Source organism: Brucella pseudogrignonensis, assembly GCF_032190615.1.
Classification (GTDB): domain Bacteria; phylum Pseudomonadota; class Alphaproteobacteria; order Rhizobiales; family Rhizobiaceae; genus Brucella; species Brucella pseudogrignonensis_B.
The window spans coordinates 94,864-115,694 of the sequence record NZ_JAVLAT010000001.1; the positions used below are offsets into that span (position 1 = coordinate 94,864).

The following is a 20,831-nucleotide window of genomic DNA, read 5'->3' on the forward strand; positions in this document are numbered from 1 at the left end:
ACGCAGTATTTCGGTCGTGAACCGACTCGTATAAGAGGTTAGGCCATGTTGACCGACACTGCCGACAAAGCAAGTGCTGCTTCTGATGTCTCGCCAAAGATTGATTTGGCCGAGCATGAAGGCGCACGCCTCGTAAATCTTAGCGGACGCTGGGTTTCGCAAACTATCGGCATTGTCGACAAGAAGATGCGTGAGCTGGAAAATGTTGGCGGCTCGCATTCAATTATCATCGATGCAACGAATGTTGCGGGACTTGATACTGCTGGCGCTTGGCTGATTGAACGCTTGCGCCAGAGGCTGGTGTCTCAAAATATCGATGTTCATTTGGAAGGTGTCAGACCTGCGTGGCTACCGCTCGTTGAGGAAGTGGGCAATTCGGTTGAGCGCACCCTTGATGTAAAGCCGGCGAAAAAGCCTTTTTTTCTTATCAAAATGCTGGACTCTCTCGGACGAGGTGTCGCCTCAGTTTATGAAGATTTCCTGATGGCGATGCACATTCTGGGGGCAACCATTCGTGGCGCACAGCTTAAAGCCGGTCGCGGCAGCGGCATCCCATTTCCAGCGATTGTAAAGCAGATTGATCGGATGGGTGTCGGTGCAATTCCGATCATCGTCCTCATGTCCACGATTGTTGGCGCAATCATTGCGCAGCAGGGCGCTTTTCAGTTGCGCTACTTCGGCGCAGAAATTTTCGTCGTCGATCTGGTTGGTATTCTCGTTCTGCGTGAGTTAGGCGTGCTCTTGACTGCAATTATGATCGCCGGTCGCTCGGGCAGTGCGATCACTGCTGAAATAGGCTCGATGAAGATGCGGGAGGAAACCGACGCACTCACAGTAATCGGGCTTAATCCTGTGGGCGTTCTAGTCTTTCCAAGGCTTGTCGCCTTGGTGGTGATTCTGCCTCTTCTGACGATCATCGCTGATTTGTCGGCATTGGTGGGTGCAGCCGCAGTTACTTACTTTTACTCAAATATTTCGCCGGAAGCTTTTATCAGTCGCTTGCATGATGCCGTTGCACTCAACACATATTTCGCGGGTTTGATCAAAGCTCCCTTCATGGCACTCATAATCGGCATACTTGCTTCTGTGGAAGGAATGAAAGTCGGCGGAAGTGCAGAATCACTGGGTAGCCGCGTGACGGCCTCGGTCGTTAAATCGATCTTCGTTGTCATTGTCGTAGACGGCATGTTTGCGATGTTCTATGCCGCAATTGACTTCTAACCGTTTAGTTTTGCAACTTTATAGGGTCTTTCAGACACAATAAGGGATAAAACTGAAGAAAGCCGTTTCTCGCGGTTCAGTCTCGTAATAAGCTCGGATAAAGAATATTCATGGAGAAGAGTATCGATAATCAGCCGCATTTGCAGGACGTTGGCAACAACGATCAGCCAGTACCGATCATTTCGGTACGAGATGTTACCGTTGGTTTCGGCGGTCGCGCACCTGTGCTCGATAATCTTTCACTCGACATTTATAAAGGCGAGGTTCTCGGCTTTATCGGGCCTTCTGGCTCAGGTAAATCTGTGCTGACCCGAACTATTCTGGGCTTGAATAAAAAGCAGGCAGGACAGATTGAGATATTAGGAAATAATATCGATAAGCTGACCGATGTTGAGAAAATGGCTATCGATATGCGTATGGGGGTGCTGTTTCAGCACGGCGCTTTGTTTTCAGCTCTTAGCGTCCTTGAGAATATCCAGGTCCCGATGCGTGAATACCTGGATCTTTCGCCCAAATTGATGGATGAGCTCGCACGCCTTAAAATTGATCTGGTTGGACTCAGCCCTGATGCGGCGGAAAAATTCCCATCTGAATTATCAGGCGGTATGATCAAGCGTGCGGCTTTAGCGCGAGCGCTGGCTCTTGATCCCGACATCGTGTTTCTTGATGAGCCTACATCTGGGCTTGATCCGATTGGTGCGGCAGACTTTGATGAATTAATTGCCAATCTGCGCGATACAATGGGCCTCACGGTCTTTATGGTAACGCATGATCTCGATAGCCTTTTTGCGATTTGTGACCGCATTGCCGTGCTGGGTAATAAAAAAATTCTGGTGAGCGGTTCCATTGAAGACATGCTGACTGTAGATGATCCATGGGTTAAATCCTATTTTCGAGGAAAGCGCGCACGTCAGATTGACACATCCGCGCCGAGCAGACGTCGGCCTAACAGCCAAATGCAGACGGGATAAGATATGGAAACGAAGGCCAATTACGTTGTGGTGGGAGTTTTCACGCTGATCGTCAGCCTGCTGGCTTTCGGTTTCGTGTATTGGATTGCGCGTTACGGCGAGGCGCGGGATTCTGTTGGTCTTGATGTTCGCATACCGGGCTCTGTGACCGGCCTTGGCATCGGCAGTCAGGTTCTGTTCAATGGTATCAAGGTGGGTGATGTTCGTCGGTTGCATTTGGATGAATCCAATCCCAGCATGGTTATTGTGCAAACGCGCGTGAATGCCACGACTCCGATTACTCGCTCGACAAAGGCTTCACTTGGCTTTCAGGGATTGACTGGTCAGGCTTATATTGAACTGAATGGTGGCAGCCTCGACGAGCCCAATCTTCTTACAGAAGCAGCCAAAGAAGACACGATTGCGCGTATTGATGCTGATCCTTCATCGATCAACAATCTGCTTGCAACCGCGCAGGACATTTTTGGACGCGCAAATTCCGTCCTCGGCGAACTCGAGGGCTTTGCTAAAGAAGCACGCGGCCCGCTGATCGATACGATCAATAATACAAAGACCTTCACAGACGCTTTGGCTAAGAATGCCGACGTGATTGATGAATTGGGTTCGAACGCGGGCAACATCAATCAGATCGTCTCGGAAGCGAAGCAGATGATGGAGCGCCTGAACGCTGCGTCTGCACGTGTTGAAAACGTTATTGCCAAGGCAGACCAGTTGCTTTCTAGTGACGACAAGGATGGTCTTGTTGCACAAGCTAAGTCTACACTTGAATCGATCCGTCAGTTATCGAACAATCTCGATAAGCGCATTACACCGATTGCCAGCAATCTTGAGCGCTTCTCCGGTTCAGGTCTGAGCGATGTACAGGCATTGATCGGTGACAGCCGTCGCGCAGTACAGCGCGTAGAGCAGGCGATTACAGAACTAGAGCGTAACCCACAGCGTTTGATTTTTGGTGGTTCCGGCAGTGTACCGCAGTATAACGGAAGGACGCGTCATTAATGTCCATTACAGGTTCTATCGTGACAAAATCCCATCGTAAGCTGATCGTTCCACTTCTTTTGACAACCATGCTTTCCGGTTGCGGAACCACGACGCCACTCGACACATTCAGCCTGTCAGCGCCGCAGCAGCTGCAGGGCACATCAGTCAGCCGTAAGAACCTCCAGATACTCGTGCCATCGCCCAATGCGTTGAAGGCGCTTGATAGCGAAAATATCGTTGTCAACACTGCGCCCGGCGCGATTGAGTACCTCAAAGGTGCTCAATGGGGTGACAGACTGCCAAATCTCGTTCAGTCTCGTCTTGTGCAGGCCTATGAAAACGTTGGCGTATTCGGTGGCGTAGGCCGTCCGGGTGACGGTCTGGCGATCAATTATCAGATACTGAGCGATCTGCGAGTATTCAGCATTCAGGCCTATGGCTCTCAGCGTGCAGCGGTCGTAGAGATCGCTGTTAGGCTGATGAATGACAAGAATGGTGAAGTTCGCTCCACACGTGTTTTCCGCGCCTCTACGCCAGTTCACGGCACCACAAACAGCGAATATGTACGCGCGCTGGACAAGGCGTTCGATAAGGTCGCAAGTGAGATCGTCAGCTGGACAATCTCTTCGCTTTGATCCTACAAAACACTAAAATATTAATGGCAGCCCGGATAAATCGAGCTGCTTTTTTGTCGACGTGAATTCTTAAAGATCTGTTTGGTCATCAGTTTGGCATAAGATTGACACCCAAAAACCGAACAAATCATAGAACGAAAATAAAAAAGCGCAGCCTTTTGGCTGCCTCAGACTGCTGACAAACCCGTCGATTTTTTGGGCGGGTTTTTGGTGTTTTGGGAGTGCGTGTTCAGATGGTATTTTCGCGGCTTGGTGGGCGCAGTTTGAAGTGGACTTGAGAGCCCTCATCCCCAAGCTGGTTTTGGGGTTTTCGTCATCGCCATTGCGATCTTCTTGATATTCTGGGCGCTCGCTGCAAGCAGGCATTGCCATCTGACCTTGATGAGACCGCGAAAGCGGGCATAGCGGTGCCCGTGTAGCTGTTTGGCATCGGCAAACGAGCGTTCGACCGTCTCTTTGCGCCGCTTGTAGATCACCTTGCCCCACGTCGTCTTGCGGTTCATGTCGGTGCGCTCTCGGGCATCAGCCCAGACATGCCGGGTAGCCGATGAACAGCGCCTTGAACATCAGCGTCGGATCGAGCGGCGGGCGGCCGTTGTCGGCGCAGTAGAGCCTCGCGACGCGATCATGGATGAAGGAGAAGTCGATCACCGCATCGATCTTGCGAAGCAGGTGATCCTTCGGCACCAGGCTATCTAGCGTCACCATCTCGAGAGCCGTCTGTTCGGGAGCTGGTTTCTTCAACATGGCCCAGTGAATCATAAACCCCCAGCTTGCGCCAGAGGTTTGTCAGCAGTCTGAGGCCCGCTTAAAGCGGGCCTTTTCATTTCAGATATAATTTAATTAGTCTTGCGCTGCATCATCGTCCGTTAGTGCCTCGGACTCACGGTTTGCGATCACCTCAACTTCTTCATTGGCACCAGAGGTGACTTTGAAATCGCGCTGATAAATACGATCCTTGTTTTTTGCGACGGCAACATAGTCGCCCTCGATCAAAACCATGGATGAGTAAGCACCAGCACTTTCACGAACAACGTCGCCAGAGGCATTTAGGATCGACCATGAAGTGTCGGCGAGGGCTTCGCCGCCTTTTTTCGCCACAAGCTTAAGAACGACCTCGGCTGCCCGATGCTGAACCGTCGCTTCTGTCAGCTTGCCTGCTTCCACACGAATATCTGCACGGATAATGGCATTCGCTGTGCCATAGTTGGAAACAACGTGATAGGTGCCGCTATTCAACCGGATGATCGTGTCTGGCTTTACATCTGGCACGATGAGCGAACGGTCGCTGTTGTCTTCATCGGCATAAATTGAGAAGCGCACGAGATCACTTTTGATTTTGCCCTCGTCGGGTAAAACGGCGCTCAGTTTCATTCCGCCAGCGTCGAGCGTCATAACCTCATGACGCGTATTTTTATTGAGTGTAATGCGTTTCGTCGCACCAGCGCGCCCATAGGCAGCGTGAACAAGATAACTGCCTTCCGGCAAGTTAAAAACTGTGCTGCCACCCTTTGCTGATGCAATCAGTGCCAGTTGTCCGTCTGCGCCAACCTCCGGCGCAAATACTCGCCAAACGATTCCCGAAGAAATATCCGGTCCATCCTGATTGAGACGAGCCTTCAGATCGAGCTCGCTCGTTTTAATCAGCGGATTGTTCTCTGGACTTGTCGGGTCGGCATAGGGGCTGATTGATGGTAAATTCAGTTTGGGATCCGGGAAATTCGGCAAGCCAATCGCATTGTTAGACTGCGTTGGTCCAGTGTTTCCCGAAGGGGATTGCATTGCTGGTGCTGCTGCCGTTGCGGGTAACTCGAGCTGAAAGCTCGGTAATTTGAAACCACTGCCACCAGGACCACCTTGCGGACCACCACCAAATCCACCGCCGGGCCCACCCGGTCCACCACTCTGTCCACCGCCGGGGCCACCTGGCCCCTGCGCTAAAGCAGATGATGCGATTAGGGCAAACGAAAGTGTCGCTACAAGTGTCTTGCGGCGCGATGATTTTGCACTGTTTGCCCGAAACGGACCCAGACTATCTGACATGATGTTGTTTTGAACCGAAGCGGGTGGCGAATTCAAGGCTAAATTGGCGGACACCTTCGCAAATTTACGTTTATGCAAAAACACGAAATAGATTTTTGACTTTACACCCCGATCCTATCGGGCGAGAAGGAACTGCCTCCACATTAAACTGGAGTGACATATACAGATTTCAGCGATGAGGTTTCCCCCGTGACGCATCCGGTTTTTGAGTTTCTGGCGCAGCGCAGCTCCACGCCTATTTCCGCAATTTTAGAACCGGCTCCACAAGGTGCTGAGCTGGATGAGTTGCTTAAAGTGGCCGCGCGTGTGCCTGATCATGGCCGTCTGACGCCATGGCGCTTCATTCTTTATCGCGGTGATGTACGTCATAAGGTTGGTGAATATCTGGCCAAGCGCGCCGAGGAGCGGGAAGGACCACTGAATGAAAGTCGCAAGGATCAGGAGAGGGCGCGTTTTGCGCGTGCACCACTGGTTATAGGCGTCGTCTCTTCGCCAGTCGCTCATGAACGTATCCCGGAATGGGAGCAGTTTTTGTCGGCAGGTGCTGTCGCCATGAATCTTTGTACCGCAGCGAATGCGCTTGGTTATGCAACCAACTGGATTACCAACTGGTATTCCGATGATGCGCCAGCCCGCACCTATCTGGGACTTGCACCAGAAGAGCGTGTTGCCGGATTTATTCACATCGGTACGGCTGCAAACAAAATGCCAGAACGTCCGCGGGCGGACATGGATAAAATTGTTTCTGATTACAGCGGGCCATGGATATCTTAATCGTTCTCCTCTAAAATTAGTTATAAGTGACGGAAAACGCTGATGTTTTATGAACCTTCATCTGGTCATAATCTTCCTCATAATCCATTCAAGGCAATCATCGCGCCGCGTCCTATCGGTTGGATCGGTACGCGGTCGAAAGATGGTGCGGTAAACCTTTCACCATACTCATTCTTCAATGTGGTCAGTGACACACCGCCGATGATTATGTTTTCGTCCAGCGGTTTTAAGGACAGCGTTTCATATATAGAAGAGACAGGTGAGTTTACGGCCAGTCTCGTCAGCGATCATCTCAAAGAGCAGATGAATGCATCTTCAGTAAATGCACCACGCGGCGTGAGCGAATTTGATTATGCAGGTTTGACCGTTGCGCATAGCAAGCTGATTGCAGCACCTTTTGTCAAAGAGGCTTATGCTGCACTGGAATGCGTTCTGGTCGAGATCAAGCGTTTGCAGGACAAAGAGGGCAGGCCGACCGACAATTACATGGTGATTGGCGAAGTCGTTGGTGTTCACATCGATGAAAGCGTGCTGACCGATGGGTTGTTTGACATCAAAAAAGCCAAACCGGTGACACGCCTTGGCTATATGGACTTTGCGACGACGGATGAGGTTTACCAGATGTTCCGTCCGAAATGGGACGACGAGATTTGAGGGAAGGGACTGGTTACAGCCCCTTTTTCTTTGCCTCGCCCCAGATCGCTTCCATTTCTTCGAGTTGGGCCGCTTCAAGGCTGCTGCCCGACTCCTTCAATGATGTTTCGATGAAGTCGAAGCGGCGCTTGAATTTGTCGTTCGCTGCAATCAGCGCAGTTTCCGCATCAATTTCGAGGTGTCGGCCAAGATTGACCATCGCGAAAAGCAGATCGCCATATTCTTCTGTGATATGTGCCTTGTCCTTAGCTTGCATCGCTTCTTTAAGTTCAGCCGTTTCTTCAGCAATCTTATCGAAGATTGGCGCTGCTTCCGACCAGTCGAATCCTACCTTGGCGGCCTTTTGCTGGAGTTTAAGAGCACGGAGCAGGGCAGGGAAAGCGTTTGGAATATCGTCAAGATATCGTGTTTTCTCAACTGTTTCCAAACCAAGCTTCGCACGACGCTCGGCCCGCTCGGCTTTTTCTTCTGCCTTGATGCGGTTCCATGATCCCTTTGCCATGCCAGCACTTCTGGCTTCTGCATCACCAAAAACATGCGGGTGGCGCCGGATCATTTTGCGAGTAATGGCCTCCACAACATCGCCAAAACCGAATTTGCCGTCTTCTTCTGCCATGCGTGCATGGAAAACGACCTGTAACAGCAGATCACCCAGTTCTTCGCGAAAATCATCCATATCGTCGCGCTCAATGGCATCGAGCACTTCGTAGACTTCTTCCAGCGTATAGGGCGCAATAGATTGCGATGTCTGCTCTACATCCCATGGGCAGCCAGTTTTCGGATCACGCAGCGCAACCATGATTTCGAGAAGACGGGCGATATTTTGCGAGGGTTCCATCTTCACTCCGTAAGAATTGATGTCGCATTGTTGGTACAAGCTGCAAGAATCAAGTGGTTTGGGTTGCAGTCGGTCTCGGTTTTTGCATAGTCAGCTCGCAATCGGGATCGCACATCAAGGCGATATGTTCAACAAGCAGGTATTTAAACAATGACGATTCTTGTGACAGGTGGCGCCGGATATATTGGTTCGCACACATGCGTTCAGTTGATTGAAGCCGGTCATGAAGTTGTTGTGGTCGATAACTTCGAGAACAGTAGCCCTGAATCGCTTCATCGGGTTGAGAAAATCACAGGGCGCGCGCCGATCCGCGAGCCAGGAGATATCCGTGATCGTGCCTTGCTGGAAAAGATCATCACACGGCACAAATGCTCAGCAGTCATCCATTTTGCTGGATTGAAAGCCGTTGGTGAGTCGGGTGAAAAGCCGTTGCATTATTATGACTGTAACGTGCTGGGCACTTTACGTCTTCTGCAGGCAATGGAATCGACCGGCGTAAAGACTCTCGTGTTCAGTTCGTCAGCGACAGTCTATGGTGACCCGCAAAAGCTGCCGATCACCGAAGATCAGTCGCTTTCTGCAACAAACCCTTATGGTCGCACGAAACTTGTGGTCGAAGATATGCTGCGCGATCTCTATAACAGTGATAGCAGCTGGAAAATCGCGATTTTGCGTTATTTCAACCCTGTTGGTGCGCATGAAAGTGGTCTGATTGGTGAAGACCCAAAGGGTATTCCCAACAATCTGATGCCGATTATTGCGCAAGTCGCGACCGGGCGTCGCGAAAAACTCAATGTCTGGGGCAATGATTACCCGACGCCAGACGGAACAGGCGTTCGCGATTATATCCATGTCGTTGACCTTGCAGCCGGTCATCTCAAAGCACTGAAAAAGCTTGAAGAACCACAGTGCTTCTCAGTCAATTTGGGAACCGGGCAGGGCTATAGCGTGTTCGATGTGGTTAAGGCTTTCGAGCATGTCTCTAATCGTGAAATCAAATATGAAATTGCCCCTCGTCGTCCGGGCGATGTGGCCGAATGCTATGCCGATCCGTCATTTGCTCGCGATTTTCTAGGCTGGACTGCGCAGAAGGATCTGCGCGAAATGTGCAAGGATATGTGGAACTGGCAGTCCAAGAATCCGAATGGATACGAACAAGACTGATGATGCCCAGCTTCCCGTAAATGTGAACTGATAAGCTGCTTTGCCTATCCTTTAGTATTGTACCAAAGTCTGATTGCACTATTACAACAAGGGAAAGGGCTGCCCAGTTTGCGGCCTGAAGGGTCTAAGCGAGCTTATTAAGGACTATCGAGATAATGCGTTTTATACCGGACAAATTCACCTGTATGTTGATTGCAACGATTGTGCTTGCGTCATTTCTTCCAGTGCAGGGTGATTTTGCCGAGTGGTTTGGCATAGCGACTAAAATTGCAGTCGGTCTTCTGTTCTTCCTTCATGGTGCGCGTCTATCGCGTGAAGCTGTCGTTGCTGGCGTCACGCATTGGCGTCTGCATCTGGCCGTCGCAAGCTCCACATTCATTCTGTTTCCTATACTCGGCTTGGTTGCCGGCTGGACCATTCCTGGACTGTCGCAATCGCCATTCTATCTCGGCATTCTCTATCTCTGCGTTCTGCCATCGACTGTGCAATCGTCGATTGCTTTCACGTCGATGGCTGGCGGTAACGTATCAGCGGCCATTGTTTCAGCATCCGCATCCAACATTTTCGGCATGTTTTTAACGCCGTTACTCGTGGGCCTATTGTTTGCTGTTAAGGGCGGCGGTGGAATTTCCGTCGATGCACTTGAATCTATCTTGCTGCAATTGCTCGCGCCGTTTGTGCTTGGTCAGATTCTTCAGCCATGGATTGGCAATTTTATGCGTCGTCACGGCAAGTCATTGGGCCTTGTTGATCGCGGTTCGATCCTCATGGTGGTCTATCTCGCGTTTAGCGAAGCGGTTGTTGAAGGCTTGTGGCACAAGGTTTCTTGGAACGATCTGAGTGTAATGATCGGCGTCAATATCCTGCTTCTGGTGATTGTCATGCTCGCCACCTGGTATGGAAGTAAATGGCTTGGATTCAATCGCGCCGACCGGATTACGATCATGTTCTGCGGCTCCAAGAAAAGCCTTGCCAGTGGTGCGCCGATGGCGAGCGCTATCTTCATCGGGGCTGATGTCGGCAGCATCGTATTGCCGCTGATGCTGTTTCATCAAATACAGCTTATGGCTTGTGCCGTTATTGCGCGAAAACTTGCTGATCATAAACCCGCATCCAACACGGTAACGTCGGCAGCGGAATAGAACTGTTCTTGCTGTCAAAGCGTTATGAGGGTAGGAGGGCAGCAGATCTCAAGAAAAGGCAATGCATATGTCCGAGCAGAACGGCAAATCCACTGATAAAGAGTCATTTGATCAGGAAGCTTTAGCAGAAGCTTACAATCAGGCACTTGCGCTGGAAAAGGCTGGCGATTTGGATTCTGCCGCGTTGGCCTATCAGGCTGTTCTTGAAATAGATCCCGAGGATCATGGTGGCGCTGCTGTGCGTCTTGCGAGCATGGGACGTGGTGCTGTTCCGTCAAAAGCACCAGATGCCTATGTGTCGACGTTGTTTGATCAACATGCTGAAATGTTTGATACAATTCTTGTCGATCAGCTGGGCTATGATGTGCCGTTGCAATTGCGCGAAATGCTTCTCGAAATGGATGAAGAATTTCAGGCTGACAGAATGCTTGATCTCGGCTGCGGAACCGGACTTTCAGCCGACGCGCTGGATGATATGGCTGACCACAAAACCGGCGTTGATATCTCCGAAAACATGATCGAAGTCGCCTATGAAAAAGGTGATTATGATGCGCTGTTTGTAGGTGAAGCGGTGCGCTTCCTTGAAGAGACCAAGGAGGACGCTTGGGATCTGATCGTCGCCACAGACGTGCTGCCTTACATGGGGGCTCTTGAGCAATTCTTCGCTGGAGTATCGGCGCATTTGACATCTGGCGGCTATTTTACTTTCTCAAGCGAAACACAGCCTGACGAGCGATTTGCTGGGCGTAATTTCATGGTCGGCGATTATCAGCGCTTTGCACATGCTCAGACATATGTACGTTCGCTTCTATTTAAGCATGGTATGGAATGCATCCGCTGCGACGACATTGTTGTTCGCAGTGAACAAGGTTCCCCAGTACCTGGACATCTTTACATCGCCAAACGCCACTGATCTTAGAACGGCCAGCACAATTTAGTTCCATAAGATAGCTTATGCGATCATCGATTGTGGCCGGGGTGGGTTCTAATTTGAAGTGCGACTTGCAAATGATAACAATGAGTTATCCAATGCAAGGAACTCGTCATGGACCGCACCTATACGCATAATAATCCGGATTTTCGACGTTGAGTTGAGTTCTGGCAGGATGTGAGCATTTCTCGGTTTAGAGATAAAAGCGAAGCCGTCGGAACTTTAACGATCACGGCGCGTTTAAAAAAAGATGTTGGCATATATATTTAAAATCGACTTATATAATATACGCATAAGCACATATGATTTCAAAGATTTAGACTTATGTTGGCGCTTTGATTGGCTTTAGGAGAGGACGGGTTCATGGTTAAAATAACAGCAGCCTTGGTTGCGCTGCTTATTATTTCGGGTTGCACAAGCACTGAAAAAGACGTCAGCATTGGCACAGTCGCTGGTGCGGCTATTGGCGGTATTGCTGGTGGTGGACGTGGCGCGTTGATCGGTGCTGGCGCGGGAGCTCTTGGCGGTCTTTTGGTTCGTAATCTCCGCAACGGAAATTGCGAATATAGAAATAGCCGCGGCAAAATCTATACTGCTCGTTGCCGCTAAGAATGTGAGGCAGGGCCATAAGCCCTGCCCCATTTTAAATTTTCAAACATAATGACAAAAGCGAGTTCGCGTCACTTTGTTTCGTTTTCAATTTTCAAGTTGACTAGAATTTAGATTTTTTGGCCGACATCAATGCGATTTCCATCCGGGTCTTCAAAGACAAAAGCCCGCAATCCATAGTCCTTATCTTGTAAACCTTTTATGATCCGCAGTCCGTTCTGCTTGCATAGTGTGTGCAGAGCGTCGACATCATCAACCAGCATATGAGCAATGTTGAAATTTGCAGCCTTATGCTCTTTTTGCAGCGATAAATGCAATTCGCCGTTCTCGCGGCGCAGGATCATGAAACCCACCGGATTTCCGTTCTCAAAGACTTTTTCAAAGCCCAGTACATTCATGTAAAAACTGCAGGCCCGGTCCATATCTTTAACGGGAATCATAACTGCAATTCGTCCGAAACCGACATTCTGATTAGCGACATTGTTCATCGCGTAACCTCTGTTTGCGAAGGCCTAGCCTCCAGACAGACGGTGCTGTTGAAAGAAATGCGCTTCATTGTTTTTATGAGAAGGACGGTGCCAACGCCCTATTCCTACTTTGTTTTCAGTTGCTTTGGAACTCGTCTGTGTTGATTAAGATCATTTTTCGGCAGACGTATTTTGATATAGCTGCTGGGAGTTGATCTAAGACGAAAGCATGCGTGTAATAGTCGGCTGCTTAGGCTATTACCTCTATGCGCCGACTCCGAATGCCAGTGTGAACATCCCTGCACGGAGAGCGTTGTTTCCAGCCTTTTTGGCTGGTCTGCAAGGAAGGTAAATTAGATGTTGGAAGCACGTATCAGGAACACATCTCTGCGTGATAAGATTATCACTGCGGAAGAAGCAGCAAGCCTGATAAAAGATGGCATGATTGTCGGTATGAGCGGTTTTACCCGCGCAGGCGACGCCAAGGCTGTTCCTCTTGCAATGGCAGCGCGGGCCAAGGATGATCCGTTTCAGATCACTCTGATCACCGGCGCGTCGCTTGGTCACGATGTCGACAAGCTGCTGACAGAGGCTCATGTTCTTGCACGCCGTATGCCGTTTCAGGTCGACCGGACTTTGCGTTCAGCCATCAATCGCGGTGAAGTCATGTTTATCGATCAGCACCTGTCCGAAACCGTCGAGCAGCTGCGTTCCAACCAGATTGGCCCGATTGATTACGCCGTTGTTGAGGCTCTGGCAATTACCGAGAATGGCGGGATTATCCCCACAACTTCCATTGGCAACTCTGCAAGTTTTGCAATCCTTGCTGAGAAAGTGATTGTTGAGGTTAACCTCAATCAGCCATTGGCGCTGGAAGGGCTTCACGACATTTATATTCCAACCAAGCGCCCTTCCCGCGACCCTATCCCTGTGACGGCTTGTGATAGTCGCGTTGGTTTGCCCTATATTCCAATTCCGCCCGAGAAAATCGCTGGTATCGTTATAACCCAAGAAAACGATAGCGCATCTACTGTTGAGCCCGCTGATGTCGAAACCGTTGCGATTGCTTCACACCTGATCAAATTTCTATTGAGCGAGGTTGATGCCGGTCGTCTCGATCTGACGCTTAACCCGCTGCAGGCTGGTATTGGGACGATTGCTAATGCGGTTCTGAATGGATTTTCTGAAAGCCCTTTCCATAATTTGCGGATGTATAGCGAGGTGTTACAGGATAGCACTTTCGACCTGTTTGACGCAGGCAAACTTGATTATGCGTCGGGTTCATCGATCACGCTAAGCCCGGCATGTGGTGAGCGCGTATTCAACAATATTGATCGTTATCGCGATAAGCTGATCCTGCGCCCGCAGGAAATCAGCAATCATCCGGAAGTTATTCGTCGTCTTGGCATTATCGGCATCAATACGGCACTTGAGTTTGATATTTACGGCAATGTAAATTCCACGCATGTGGATGGAACGCATATGATGAATGGTATTGGCGGTTCGGGTGACTTTGCGCGCAACGCCTATATTTCGATTTTCGTCAGCAAGTCTGAAGCGAAGAATGGAGCCATATCTTCAATTGTTCCGATGGTGACCCATGTTGACCATACCGAGCACGATGTGGATATCCTTGTTACCGAACAGGGGCTGGCGGATCTGCGTGGTTTAGCACCGCGTGAACGCGCAGAGCTTATCATTAATAATTGCGCTCATCCTGATTATCGTGACCAGTTACACGACTATTTTGATCGTGCGTGCCAACGCGGCGGGCATACCCCTCACCTGCTTGAGGAAGCTTTCAGCTGGCATAGCCAACGTCAAACGACTGGCAGTATGTTAAAATAGTTGTCGATAGAAAATTATCGGCGACGTAAGTCGCCGATTTATGATCAAAATTATGGGAACCTTATTCTGATTGGAACGTTAACTGGCACATCATTTCTTTAATTAGGTGATGCCGAGTGAGACTATGCAACTTAAAAAATAAGTAAGGCACCTCATTCGCTGGTTCACTCTTCGGTTTGGCGATGGAACAGCCACTGACTGAGTTTTAAACAGACGTTCCGGGAAAGGCCCGACTGCCTATGTCAATCCTAATCAGCCTTCTGATAACGGTTCTGGTTATCTTTCTCGTTCTTTATCTTATCAATATGTTGCCGCTGGATGGTAAGGTAAAACAAATCGCTCAGATTATTGTAATCATTATTGGTATAATATCGCTGCTTAAGTATTTGGCAGTCTTCTAGATAGTTTGCGATATAAGACTTTAGTGCTAAGGGCGCCCATTTGGGTGCCCTTAGCATTTTTATGAATAGAGTTTAGAGAATTATAAATTAGTAACATGTGAAAAATTTCATTCCCTGTTATTTTTTTTAAGATAGTTGTTGTGCGGATAAACTATAGGTAATATAGAACTGTGCTCTACCATAGATTGTGCCTTTAATGGCACGCATGTAATTAAAATTGCATCGGTGGCGAGACTTAACTTTTCCCACCAAAGCGCTCCTCTTATAAGACCCACAATATTAGGTCTGTTCACAGAGGGTTCAGAAACAGACACCTAAAAGATCGTCGTTGGGCTTGGGGGGATAGGCATGAAGTCGGCTATTTGGAAGGCAGCGTTAATCACGTTGTCTGTCGTCTTGTTTTCTGTGGGAACGAGTATAGCCGTCGGCTTCTTCTCTGGTGGGAAGCCGAGCTTTGTCACAATTAGTCTCAGCGCTGGCATTCCATTGGTGACGGCATTCCCATCTCTCTTCTATATTTTTCTTCAGCATAACAAGCTAGCCGAAGCGTATGTTCAGCTTGAAAAGGCTCATAGCGAATTGCAGGCGCGCTCACGCGTTGATCATATGACTGGCTTGCTTAATCGAGAAGCATTGTTTGATGCGATGAAAATTAGCCGTTCGCGCATTGAAAGTGGAACCCTGCTGGTTATCGATGCTGACCACTTCAAAGCAATCAATGATACGTTCGGACATAGTGTTGGTGATCGCGCACTCAAGCTGATTGCTTTTGCACTGCAGAATGTGACCCGCAAAGGTGATCTAGTTGGTCGCATTGGCGGGGAGGAGTTTTGTGTTTTTCTTCCGGGTGCAACGGGGGACACCGGCGTGCGGGTTGCGCAGCGCATCCGTGCTGAAGTGGAGAACACACCATTCCACGCCACGGAATATCAGATATATCCGTTGACGATCAGTATCGGTGTTGCATCGGCCCCAAAGAACGAAACCAATTCTCAAGTGTTAAGCCGGGCAGACCGTTGCCTTTATATGGCCAAGCAGCGTGGTCGCAATTGCGTTGTTTTCGATGAAGAAAGCGGCCGCATTACGAGCGCATCTGTGGTTTCGATTACCAGCGGACGCGAAATCGCGCGCGGCTAGTTTATTCCCAGCGGATGACTTCTTCCTCCGACCACCCGACGGGCACAAAACCCATTCTCTGATATAGTTGCAGCGCACGCGGGCTGTCGAGGGTATTGGTATGAATAGCCACTTTCTGCGGTCCGTGCGACCATGCAGCCGAAATGGCCTCATTCAGGAAAAACTTTCCAAGCCCCCGCCCCTGATAGACCGGCATAAGACCGAAATAAAGGATTTCAGCCGTGTCTGGTAACGCAGACAGATCCAGTTCGATAAGGCCAGCCGGGTTGCCATCGACGTAGAGAACGTGAATTTCGGCGGTTTCCGCATGGATCGCGGCAGCCACTTCCGCGTCGGTTTGCACGCGGCGCATCATCCAATGATGCTGGCGTCCGACCTGTTCATAAAGATAACGGTAGAAATGCACCGGTGTTTGTGTCGAACGCATCAGTGCAAGGCGCAGGCCAGATGGCACTGGAACCGAAAGCGCCGGACGCGCTGTCATTTCCAGATGGGTCACTCTGGCCATCAGTTTTTCAGTCATGCTTATTCTGCTTCGCCGGTCACGACAGGTGTATCCTGCCTGCTGCCCCATTCGCTCCACGAACCATCATAAAGCCGATTGTCTTCGTGGCCAAGCGACGTCAATGCCAGTGTGATGACTGCTGCGGTCACACCGGAACCGCAGCTGGTGACGACCGGCTTGTTGAGGTCAACACCGGCATCAGCAAAGATTTTGCGAAGGCTATCAAGGCTTTTCAGTTCACCATTTTCAGACAGAGTACCAACAGGAACGTTTCGTGCGCCCGGCATATGGCCTGATCGCATGCCTTCACGTGGTTCGGCATCGCGACCCGTGAAACGTCCGGCAGCCCGCGCATCAGCAATCTGAGAGCTGCATTTGTCCACGATTTTGCTCATCTCTTCGAAGCTAACAACTTTGGCTTCGTTGAATGAAGGTGTGAAAAGCGTTGCGGCGATTTTTGTAACTTCATTGGTGACTGGAAATCCTGCCGCCTTCCAGCCATCTAAACCACCATCAAGCACCAAAACATTTTTTACGCCCATTAAGCGGAACATCCACCAGACACGCGGCGCGGAAAACATGCCGGGGCCATCATAGACAACAACAGTCTCATCCGCCGTAATGCCCATCGCACCAACATGACGGGCAAAAAGCTCCGGCGATGGCAAGGTGTGGGGGAGGCCAGATTCTTTGTCGGCAATCAGATCCTGATCGAAGAAGACTGCGCCCGGAATGTGCGCTGCATCATATTCATCACGACCATTGCGACCGGCTGCTGGCAAATACCAGGATGCATCCACGATTGCGAGACCCGGCTCGCCCAGACGAGCTTTCAGATCATCGCGGGAGATAACAAATGCGCTTTTGTCGGACATGATTGCTCCTGAACTTACACTAGTGGTGCATTGCCAAATCGAATGCGGAAACGGCGGTTTTCCCTGCCCTTCTTTTCGATCTTGCCGATGTGGATTTCACCCACTTCCTGCGTGGTAGAAACGTGTGTTCCGCCGCAAGGTTGCGAATCCACTGAGCCATTTTCACCGATAACCACCAGACGAAGGCGTCCGGCACCAACGGGCGGGCGCACGTTCTTTGACTTCACAATATCTGGATTGGCGAGAAACTCTTCATCGGTAATCCACTGCAGCGTGACGGGATCATTGGCTTTCACCATTTTCATGAGTTTTTCGGTAACGCTTTCCTTGGTGTGGCTCGCATCTGGAAGATCGAAATCGACGCGACTTTCCTCTTCACCTACGGCAGCACCGGTGATTGGAAACGGGCACGCGACAGAAAGTAGATGGCAGGCTGTATGCATACGCATCAGCTTGTAGCGGCGCTCCCAATCGATATGCAGAACCAGCTTCTCGCCAATCGCGGGAAGCGCCTCCCCTTCGGCTGGCACATGGACGATTTCGCTTTTGTTTTCGCCGGTAACAGTTGCAGCAATTTCAATGCGCGATCCATCAGCACGTTCAAAAAAGCCAGTATCTCCCGGCTGTCCGCCGGAAGTGGCATAAAAATTGGTCTGATCAAGAATAATGCCGCCGGTGTCTGTCACAGCCAAGACGGAGCCCTCCGCGCTTTTAAGATATGCATCTTCGCGGAATAAAGCTTCAGTCTCATATGCCATGGTCAGTCCTCGTAGGGGATGTCAATTTCAGTCTTCGTTGCCAGCCACCCCGGCACTGGCAGGTTTTTGCCGCGCAGGAAAGCAGGATTGAACAGTTTGGACTGGTAACGATTACCATAGTCGCAAAGCACGGTCACGATTGTGTGGCCCGGCCCAAGATCTTTTGCAAGGCGGATTGCACCGGCAATATTGATGCCTGAAGAACCGCCGAGGCAAAGCCCCTCCTCCTGCACCAGATCAAACAGAATATCGAGCGCGTCCGCATCGCCAACACGGTAGGAAAAATCGGGTTTGAAACCTTCGAGATTGGCCGTGATGCGCCCCTGCCCGATGCCTTCTGTGATGGAATCACCTTCTGATTTCAATTCGCCCGTCGTGTAGAAAGAATGAAGCGCTGCGCCATGCGGATCAGCGAGAGCGATCTTGATATCGGCGTTCTTATCCTTGAGGCCAAAGGCAGTGCCTGCAAGAGTCCCACCTGAGCCCACAGCCGAGACAAAACCATCGACCTTGCCATTGCTATCGCGCCAGATTTCCTGCGCAGTGGTTTCAATATGTGCGATGCGATTGGCAACATTGTCGAACTGGTTAGCCCAGATTGCGCCATTGGGTTCGGTCTTCGCAAGCTGCTCGGCGAGACGACCGGACAGCCGCACATAATTGTTCGGATTGCGGTAAGGCGCGGCAGGAACCTCAATCAGCTCAGCTCCCAACAGGCGCAGCGCGTCCTTCTTTTCCTGACTTTGTGTTTCAGGGATAACAATCACAGTGCGATAGCCAAGTGCCTTCGCAACAAATGTGAGGCCAATGCCGGTATTTCCAGCTGTACCTTCAACAATAACGCCACCGGGCTTTAGCAGGCCGCGCTTTTCAGCATCATGGATAATATAGAGTGCTGCGCGGTCCTTAACCGACTGGCCGGGATTGAGAAACTCAGCCTTGCCGTAGATTTCACAACCTGTGATTCCAGAAGCCTTTTTCAAGCGGATCAGTGGGGTGTTGCCGATAGCATCGAGTGCGGAATTGAGCATGGCTTCTGTTCCTTCTGTTGAGAGGAAACTATGTTGAAGCATGGCTTTCTTCAAGCAAGCGCGAAATATTTTCCGTGTGAAAGCGCAATTGCAAACTGGTTAGTATCAATGAAACGAAAAAACCGCCCTGTTGAGGGCGGTTTAAAGTAAATGTCATTCTGGCAGATTAAGCAGCGCGCTGACCGCCACCGCCGCCACTGGGACGGCGCTTGCGATGGAATGGACGCTTTGGCTTTGCAGCGGCTTCACCACTTGCAGGTTTTGCAGCCGGGGTTGCACGGTGTTCACCAGACTTTGCCATTTTGTGAGCTGGACGACGATGCTTCTGTGGAACGCCGTGCGAACCGGGCTTGCGGTCCGAACGTGGCTTGTCTTCTCCATCGTCGAACTTTGCGACTGGTGCAGGTGCCAGCTTAACAGGCGCTTCCTTAATGGTCAGCTTGTTACGCGTCACACGCTCAACGGCGCGCAGCTTTGTGTCTTCCGTTGCTGCATCATAGAGCGTGATCGAAGCACCGCTTGCGCCGTTACGACCGGTACGGCCAATACGGTGCACATAGGTTTCAGGCTCATCTGGCAGGTCGTAATTGACGACATGGCTGATGCCCGGAACGTCAATGCCGCGTGCAGCAATGTCGGTCGCAACCAGAATGCGCAATGTACCATCGCGGAAACCGTTCAGCGCGCGCTGGCGGGCGTTCTGCGACTTGTTGCCGTGAATTGCAGCAACATCAAAACCATCGCGTTCGAGATGGCGAACAACGGCATCTGCACCATGCTTGGTACGGGTGAAGACGATAACCGACTTCATGCCCTTATCGCCAAGAAGACCAGAGAGCAGACGGCGCTTATCTCTGGTTGGAACCGGATGCACAACCTGTGTGATTTCAGCGGCCGTTGTACCCTGCGGTGCAACTTCAACGCGTACTGGGGTTCGTAGCAGGCTCTGTGCAAGTTCTGCGATTTCTTTTGGCATCGTGGCCGAGAAAAGCGCTGTCTGGCGGTTTTTATGCGTGCCCTTGGCGATGCGCTTCACATCATTGATGAAGCCCATGTCGAGCATACGGTCAGCTTCATCGAGAACCAGCCAACGGGTTTCTGACAGATCAACGCAATTTTCGCGGACCAGATCGGTCAAACGACCCGGCGTTGCGATCAGAACGTCCACGCCGCCCTGCATGCGCTTGATCTGGCTCAGACGCGACACACCGCCGAGAATAAGCGCAGTGGAGATATGGGCCTGCTTGGCAACAGTGCGAATTGTTTCTTCGATCTGCACAGCCAGTTCGCGGGTTGGTGCGAGGATCAGCGCACGTGCAGTCTTGCCTTTACGCTTGTCGCCAAGTGCAATGATTTTCTGAAGGATCGGCAGGCTGAATGCAGCAGTCTTGCCCGAGCCTGTTTGTGCGATGCCCAGAATGTCGCGACCTTCCAGTTGATGCGGAATGGCCTGCGTCTGGATCGGCTTTGGCTCAGTCATACCAGCAGCCTCAACGCCCTTAAGCAGAACGCCAGTAATACCAAGAGCGGCAAAGCCGCCGATGTTTTCAGCTGCGTTTTCAGCAATATTTTCAGTCGTCAATTTAAACTCTTTCGGCGGCACCGCAAAGCTGCGGTCCGCTTTAAAACTTCGGACAAGCGCAACTTGCCGAACGGGAATTTCATGGATGTACGACGGGACGCCGGAAACAATCCGGTCGACTTGCGCTGCCGTGCCCGAAACCAGCCGGGTCTCCCCTGCTATCAGACCATTCTGACTGCAAGAGGCGAGACGCAACAAGTCCAATTCCGGGAGGGCTGAATTTGTTCAGCCCATGCGCCTGAGCCGCCATATGGGGTATTATGC

The 20,831-nt window shown here is 50.7% G+C and carries 20 protein-coding genes and 3 pseudogenes; 13 read left to right on the forward strand and 10 right to left on the reverse strand.

From position 1 onward, the window contains the following. Positions 1-45 precede the first annotated feature (45 nt). From RI570_RS00515 to RI570_RS00530, 4 genes are all read left to right on the forward strand, one after another. Positions 46-1,221, forward strand: coding sequence for an ABC transporter permease (locus RI570_RS00515; RefSeq protein WP_313826486.1), 1,176 nt, complete (start codon positions 46-48; stop codon positions 1,219-1,221). Between the two features lie 110 nt (positions 1,222-1,331). Next, a complete protein-coding gene (locus RI570_RS00520; RefSeq protein ID WP_313826487.1) occupies positions 1,332-2,192 on the forward strand; it encodes an ABC transporter ATP-binding protein in 861 nt (286 codons plus the stop codon). A gap of 3 nt (positions 2,193-2,195) precedes the next feature. Then, positions 2,196-3,191: an MlaD family protein gene (locus tag RI570_RS00525; protein WP_313826488.1), complete on the forward strand. Its 996-nt coding sequence runs from the start codon at positions 2,196-2,198 to the stop codon at positions 3,189-3,191. Next, positions 3,191-3,808, forward strand: coding sequence for an ABC-type transport auxiliary lipoprotein family protein (locus RI570_RS00530; RefSeq protein WP_313826489.1), 618 nt, complete (start codon positions 3,191-3,193; stop codon positions 3,806-3,808). Before RI570_RS00525 ends, RI570_RS00530 begins: the two co-directional genes overlap by 1 nt. A 284-nt stretch (positions 3,809-4,092) precedes the next feature. Here the strand turns inward: RI570_RS00530 and RI570_RS00535 are convergent. The 3 genes and pseudogenes from RI570_RS00535 to RI570_RS00545 form a co-directional block, all read right to left on the reverse strand. Beyond that, positions 4,093-4,350, reverse strand: a pseudogene (locus tag RI570_RS00535) (transposase); the annotation flags it as partial. Further along, positions 4,349-4,555 (reverse strand): annotated as a pseudogene (locus RI570_RS00540) (IS5/IS1182 family transposase); the annotation flags it as partial. The pseudogenes RI570_RS00535 and RI570_RS00540, both read right to left, overlap by 2 nt. Before the next feature lie 96 nt (positions 4,556-4,651). Beyond that, complete coding sequence (locus RI570_RS00545) at positions 4,652-5,590, reverse strand: hypothetical protein (protein WP_409558641.1); 939 nt, start codon at positions 5,588-5,590, stop codon at positions 4,652-4,654. Positions 5,591-6,040: 450 nt separating this feature from the next. On the opposite strand from RI570_RS00545, the gene RI570_RS00550 reads away from it, so the two are divergent. Both RI570_RS00550 and RI570_RS00555 read left to right on the forward strand, forming a co-directional pair. Beyond that, positions 6,041-6,625, forward strand: a complete 585-nt coding sequence (locus RI570_RS00550) for a nitroreductase (protein WP_313826490.1) — start codon at positions 6,041-6,043, stop codon at positions 6,623-6,625. Positions 6,626-6,667: 42 nt separating this feature from the next. Further along, positions 6,668-7,279 (forward strand): flavin reductase family protein, encoded by a 612-nt coding sequence (locus tag RI570_RS00555; RefSeq protein WP_313826491.1) that lies wholly within the window; start codon positions 6,668-6,670, stop codon positions 7,277-7,279. Between the two features lie 13 nt (positions 7,280-7,292). Here RI570_RS00555 and mazG read toward each other — a convergent pair whose 3' ends face one another. Next, positions 7,293-8,117: a nucleoside triphosphate pyrophosphohydrolase gene (mazG, locus tag RI570_RS00560; RefSeq protein ID WP_313826492.1), complete on the reverse strand. Its 825-nt coding sequence runs from the start codon at positions 8,115-8,117 to the stop codon at positions 7,293-7,295. Between the two features lie 150 nt (positions 8,118-8,267). On the opposite strand from mazG, the gene galE reads away from it, so the two are divergent. The 4 genes from galE (at position 8,268) to RI570_RS00580 (ending at position 11,963) form a co-directional block, all read left to right on the forward strand. Further along, positions 8,268-9,281 (forward strand): UDP-glucose 4-epimerase GalE, encoded by a 1,014-nt coding sequence (galE, locus tag RI570_RS00565; RefSeq protein WP_313826493.1) that lies wholly within the window; start codon positions 8,268-8,270, stop codon positions 9,279-9,281. Between the two features lie 155 nt (positions 9,282-9,436). Beyond that, positions 9,437-10,423 carry a bile acid:sodium symporter family protein gene (locus RI570_RS00570; RefSeq protein ID WP_313826494.1) on the forward strand — a complete coding sequence of 329 codons (987 nt, stop codon included), beginning with the start codon at positions 9,437-9,439 and terminating at the stop codon, positions 10,421-10,423. A gap of 67 nt (positions 10,424-10,490) precedes the next feature. Next, positions 10,491-11,336, forward strand: a complete 846-nt coding sequence (locus tag RI570_RS00575; RefSeq protein ID WP_313826495.1) for a class I SAM-dependent methyltransferase — start codon at positions 10,491-10,493, stop codon at positions 11,334-11,336. Positions 11,337-11,717: 381 nt separating this feature from the next. Continuing rightward, positions 11,718-11,963 carry a YMGG-like glycine zipper-containing protein gene (locus tag RI570_RS00580; RefSeq protein ID WP_313826496.1) on the forward strand — a complete coding sequence of 82 codons (246 nt, stop codon included), beginning with the start codon at positions 11,718-11,720 and terminating at the stop codon, positions 11,961-11,963. A gap of 110 nt (positions 11,964-12,073) precedes the next feature. On the opposite strand, the gene RI570_RS00585 is transcribed toward RI570_RS00580, so the two are convergent. Next, entirely contained in the window at positions 12,074-12,451 is a 378-nt protein-coding gene (locus tag RI570_RS00585; protein WP_313826497.1) for a glyoxalase superfamily protein, read from the reverse strand. Positions 12,452-12,787: 336 nt separating this feature from the next. On the opposite strand from RI570_RS00585, the gene RI570_RS00590 reads away from it, so the two are divergent. From RI570_RS00590 to RI570_RS00600, 3 genes are all read left to right on the forward strand, one after another. After that, positions 12,788-14,278, forward strand: coding sequence for an acetyl-CoA hydrolase/transferase family protein (locus RI570_RS00590; protein ID WP_313826498.1), 1,491 nt, complete (start codon positions 12,788-12,790; stop codon positions 14,276-14,278). A gap of 239 nt (positions 14,279-14,517) precedes the next feature. After that, positions 14,518-14,679 (forward strand): Thivi_2564 family membrane protein, encoded by a 162-nt coding sequence (locus tag RI570_RS00595; protein WP_313826499.1) that lies wholly within the window; start codon positions 14,518-14,520, stop codon positions 14,677-14,679. A gap of 348 nt (positions 14,680-15,027) precedes the next feature. Further along, positions 15,028-15,816 (forward strand): GGDEF domain-containing protein, encoded by a 789-nt coding sequence (locus tag RI570_RS00600; protein WP_313826500.1) that lies wholly within the window; start codon positions 15,028-15,030, stop codon positions 15,814-15,816. Between the two features lies 1 nt (position 15,817). On the opposite strand, the gene RI570_RS00605 is transcribed toward RI570_RS00600, so the two are convergent. From RI570_RS00605 to RI570_RS00625, 5 genes and pseudogenes are all read right to left on the reverse strand, one after another. Next, positions 15,818-16,339, reverse strand: a complete 522-nt coding sequence (locus RI570_RS00605) for a GNAT family N-acetyltransferase (protein WP_313826501.1) — start codon at positions 16,337-16,339, stop codon at positions 15,818-15,820. 2 nt (positions 16,340-16,341) lie between these two features. Beyond that, positions 16,342-17,196, reverse strand: a complete 855-nt coding sequence (gene sseA / locus RI570_RS00610) for a 3-mercaptopyruvate sulfurtransferase (RefSeq protein WP_313826502.1) — start codon at positions 17,194-17,196, stop codon at positions 16,342-16,344. A 14-nt stretch (positions 17,197-17,210) separates the two neighbouring features. Beyond that, positions 17,211-17,954, reverse strand: a complete 744-nt coding sequence (locus RI570_RS00615; RefSeq protein WP_313826503.1) for an alanyl-tRNA editing protein — start codon at positions 17,952-17,954, stop codon at positions 17,211-17,213. A gap of 2 nt (positions 17,955-17,956) precedes the next feature. Beyond that, a complete protein-coding gene (locus RI570_RS00620; RefSeq protein WP_313828503.1) occupies positions 17,957-18,985 on the reverse strand; it encodes a cysteine synthase A in 1,029 nt (342 codons plus the stop codon). 166 nt (positions 18,986-19,151) lie between these two features. Beyond that, positions 19,152-20,817, reverse strand: a pseudogene (locus RI570_RS00625) (DEAD/DEAH box helicase). Positions 20,818-20,831 lie beyond the last annotated feature (14 nt).